Source organism: Glycomyces dulcitolivorans (genome assembly GCF_003265355.1).
GTDB classification, from domain to species: Bacteria; Actinomycetota; Actinomycetes; order Mycobacteriales; family Micromonosporaceae; genus Glycomyces; species Glycomyces dulcitolivorans.
Window position 1 is genome coordinate 1 of the sequence record NZ_QFRW01000056.1, and the last position, 3,924, is coordinate 3,924.

General features: G+C 73.3%; 5 protein-coding genes. 1 reads left to right on the forward strand and 4 read right to left on the reverse strand.

What is annotated here, in order from left to right:
- From DI269_RS03865 to mqnB, 4 genes are all read right to left on the reverse strand, one after another.
- Positions 1 to 449, reverse strand: a 449-nt coding sequence (locus DI269_RS03865) for an asparagine synthase-related protein (RefSeq protein ID WP_332871925.1), incomplete at its 3' end; no start/stop codon positions are given.
- Positions 450 to 576: 127 nt separating this feature from the next.
- Positions 577 to 975, reverse strand: coding sequence for a cold-shock protein (locus DI269_RS28960; RefSeq protein WP_112133815.1), 399 nt, complete (start codon positions 973 to 975; stop codon positions 577 to 579).
- Between the two features lie 128 nt (positions 976 to 1,103).
- Complete coding sequence (locus DI269_RS03875; protein WP_112133832.1) at positions 1,104 to 1,919, reverse strand: 1,4-dihydroxy-6-naphthoate synthase; 816 nt, start codon at positions 1,917 to 1,919, stop codon at positions 1,104 to 1,106.
- Between the two features lie 74 nt (positions 1,920 to 1,993).
- Entirely contained in the window at positions 1,994 to 2,608 is a 615-nt protein-coding gene (gene mqnB / locus DI269_RS03880) for a futalosine hydrolase (protein ID WP_112133816.1), read from the reverse strand.
- Between the two features lie 300 nt (positions 2,609 to 2,908).
- Here mqnB and DI269_RS03885 point away from each other — a divergent pair, with 300 nt between their 5' ends.
- Positions 2,909 to 3,691 (forward strand): DUF3027 domain-containing protein, encoded by a 783-nt coding sequence (locus DI269_RS03885; protein ID WP_198667123.1) that lies wholly within the window; start codon positions 2,909 to 2,911, stop codon positions 3,689 to 3,691.
- The last annotated feature ends 233 nt before the right edge of the window (positions 3,692 to 3,924 follow it).

The window sequence follows — 3,924 nt, forward strand, 5'->3', positions numbered from 1 at the left end:
CCGGCCCCGGCGGCCGCGCGGATGCCCGGCCGGAACCCGGCGGCGAGGTCGTCGGCGTTCGTGCCGGTCGCGACCGCCGCGACGCCGCGCGCCTCGGCGAGCGGGCCGACGACGCTCATCAGCTCGGTCTTGCAGAAGAAGCAGCGGTCCCCGGCGTTGGCGCGGTAGCCCTCCCGGGACAGCTCGTCGGTGACCGGCGCGTGGTGCACGACCCGGAGGCCCTCGGCGAACGCCCGGGCCCGGTCGAGTTCACTCTGCGGCAGCGACGGCGAGACGGCGGTGGCGGCCTCGACCCGCTCCGGCCCGAGGGCCCGCACGGCGGCGGCGAGCAGGAACGCCGAGTCGGCGCCGCCGGAGAACGCCACCATGAGCGAGGGCAGCGAGGCGAGGCGTTCGAGGAGCGCGTCGACGGCGGGAAGGGCCGCTTGGGGAGTCGCCTGGGAGGTCACCCACCGAGCCTATCCCGCCGCGCGTGTCGCACCGTTTTCTACGGACATAACGGAAATGTCCCTACCGATGGGCCCCCGGTTCAACAACCCTGCCCCAGGGGTCCGACGATTCGCGCGGCCGCGAGGACTATTCGAGGTCGGTTGCGACGGCGCGGAGGAGTTCGGCGATCTTGGCGCCGGTCTTGCGGTCGGGGCGCCGGCCGCGCGAGAGCGGGGGCATGACCTGCTGTTCGAGGACGCCGATGAGGTCCTGGAGGAGGCTGTTGAGCTCCTCGGGCGAGCGCTTGGGCGTCTCGGGGACCGCGGCGGCGCCGGCCGCCGGGGCGGCGAGCACGTGGAGGCCCATCGCCTGGACGCCGCGGCGCGTGTCGATGATGCTGTACTCGACCTTCGTCCCCTTGGCGAGTTCCTCCACGCCTTCGGGGAGCGCGTCGCGGTGCACGAAGACGTCCTTGCCGCCGTCGTCGCGGGAGACGAATCCGAATCCCTTCTCGGCGTCGAACCATTTCACTCGACCACTGGGCACCGCTGAACCTCGAACTTCTCTCTCTTGCCGGCTACTGCTGAGTCCGTCAAGCCTAGCGTGGCGTGAACCGGACGGTCCGGAACGTCCCGGTGACCGCCCCGCCACGTACCGCGACCAGTGCTCGGCCGCTAGGGGATCGCGATGCCGAGCTCGGGGACGAGCCCGAGACCGGCGGCCCCGCCGAGGAGCCGCTCGACCGCCGCGCGGCCCTCGTCGCCGAGGTCGCGGGAGAACTCGTTGACGTACAGCTCGATGTGCTTGCGGCACACCTCTTCCGACATCTCCTGGGCGTGCTCGGCGATGTACGCCCGGCTCGCCTCGGGGTGCGCCCACGCGTAGTCGAGCGAGGCGCGGATCGCGTCGGTGATCGCGTCGGTGTCGAGATGGGACTTGGCGACGATCGCGCCGAGCGGGATCGGGGCGCCGGTGCTGCCCTCCCACCACTCGCCGAGGTCGACCATGCAGTCGAGGCCGTACTCGCCGTAGGTGAACCGGGCCTCGTGGATGACCAGGCCGGCGTCGAAGCGGCCTTCGCGCACCGCGGGCATGATCTGGTCGAACGGCACGACCTCTACGGCGACGTCGGGCCCGCCGAGGTCCCGCAGCCACAGGTTGAACAGCAGGAACGCGGTGCTGCGGTCGGAGGGGACCGCGATCTTGCGGCCTTGGAGGCTCTTCAGCCCGCCGGGGCCGGTGAGGACCAGCGGCCCGCACCCGCGCCCGAGCGCGCCGCCCGCGGGCAGCAGCCGCCATTCGGGGCCGAGGTGCGGCAGGGCCGCGTACGAGACCTTCGCGACGTCGAATTCGCCTCGCGCGCACGCGGAGTTGGTGACGTCGATGTCGGCGAACGTCAGGCGCGTGGCGGGGGCGCCGTCGATGAGGCCCGAGGTCCACGCGTGGTAGATGAACGTGTCGTTCGGGCACGGCGAGTGCGCGAGGTGCAGTGCGCCGGGGGCGCTTTCTGCGACGGCACCGTCTTCGATGCGGCCGTCGAGCGGGATTCCGAGTGCGACCATGCCTACACCTCCCTGATGGCGGTGGTGAGCGACTTCAGGGCCGAGCCCCAGTCCCAGCCCTCGACGTTGCGGTCGCCGACGAAGTTGGAGACCGTGCGGATCTCGGCGAACGGCAGGCCCGCCTGCTGGGCGGCCGTGGCGACGCCGAAGCCCTCCATGGCCTCGCCGACCGCGTCCGGGTACCGGTGGGCGAGGTTCGCGGCCTGCCCGTCGGAGCCGGTGATCGAGGCGAGGGTGAGGATCTCGCCGCGCACGCCCTCGACGGCGACGGTGAGCACGGTGTTGCACCCGATCCGGTTGGTGCCGAAGCCGATCTCGTCGATCGGCTGGAACCGCCACGGCAGGGCCACGCCGAGCTCGGCGTGGACGGCGTCGGTGCCGATGAGCACGTCGCCGATCTTCGCCCGCCCCTGGAACGCCCCGCAGATGCCCGCGTTGACGACGACGTCGTACGCCCGGCCCATGTGGCTGTTCTCGGCGATGGTCCGCGCGGTGGAGGCCGCGGCGGCGGCCGGGCCGACCCCGCAGACGAGGATGTCCAGCTCGTGGCGGAGCGAGCGCCCGGCCTCGACGGCCTGGGCCTCCTCGGCGACCGCGCACACGACGAGTATTCGCATGGAGCAAACGGTACCGGCCCGCACGCCCCTCCGGTCGCGGCAGTGAACGTGGCGCTGGACGCAGCCGGCCGGCAGGGCGCCGCCGGTTCGCGGGCACCCCCATGGGAGGGGACGCGAGCTCCCCCGATATTCAAGCCTCCCTCGCGGGTCCGACACGCCTGCGGCCGCTTACGTCCCGCCGGGCCGGGCCTACGTCCGGGCTCCCGCCGGGGCCTCGTCGGCCGCAGTGTGGCGCATTCCCCTCCCGCCCGGGCGCACCGACCGCCGGGGCCCGGCGCGAGCTGACCTATGCTTGAAGGCGTGCCTGACAGCTCTACCACCGCCGCCGCCAAGTCCCGTGCCCGCAAGCCGCGCCTGGACCGGGCCCTCGCCGATGCCGTCGATCTGGCCCGCGAGGCCGCCGAGGAGGCCGGTGACGGGATCGGCGAGCACCTGAGCGTCGAGGCCGAGTCCGAGCGGGTCGTCACCCACTACTTCGAGTGCACCCTTCCGGGCTACCGCGGCTGGCGCTGGGCCGTCGTGCTCACCCGCGTCCCGCGCGCCCGCGCCGCCACCGTCTCCGAGACCGCGCTGCTGCCCGGCCCCGACGCGCTCCGCGCCCCCGCGTGGGTGCCGTGGGCCGACCGCCTCCAGGGTGGCGAGGTCGGCACCGGCGAAGTCCTCCCCACCGAGGACGACGACGACCGCCTCATGCCCGCCTACCAGCTGTCCGACGACGACGCCGTCGAGGACATCGCCACCGAGCTGGGCCTGGGCCGCGAGCGCGTCATGAACCGCGAGGGCCGCGCCGAGACCGCGCAGCGCTGGTACGACGGCGACCGCGGGCCCACCGCCCCGATCGCCGAGGCCGCGCCCGCCCCCGCCCGCTGCGGCACCTGCGGGTTCTTCCTGCCGCTGGCCGGGTCGATGCGCCTCGCCTTCGGCGCCTGCGCGAACCTCTACTCCTCCGAGGACGCCCGCGTCGTCTCCGCCGACCACGGCTGCGGCGCGCACTCCCAGATCAGCGAGTTCGTGGACACGACGCCGCAGGGCGTCGAGAAGTCCGAGATCGTCTACGACGACGAGGGCTCCGAGATCCTCTGACCCGATCGGGTGACGGCGGGGCCCGCGGGCCCCGAAACCGTCGTACCCCCGAGGCACGCTTGAAACCGGGGGCCCTCACCCAGAGGACACCGGCGGGCTGCCCTCCCGGCGGTTCCGGCGTTCCTTCCCGCCGTGCTTCTTGCTTCGGTCGCGCTCCGCTCGATCGCTGTGCTACCTGGTCCGGTCTCGCTCCGCTCGATCGCTGTGCTACCTGGTCCGGTCTCGCTCCGCTC

What these genes read in the sequence shown, in the direction of transcription:
- mqnB (WP_112133816.1), bottom strand. Translation starts at nt 2,608, where the DNA reads ATGCGAATACTCGTCGTGTGCGCGGTCGCCGAGGAGGCCCAGGCCGTC.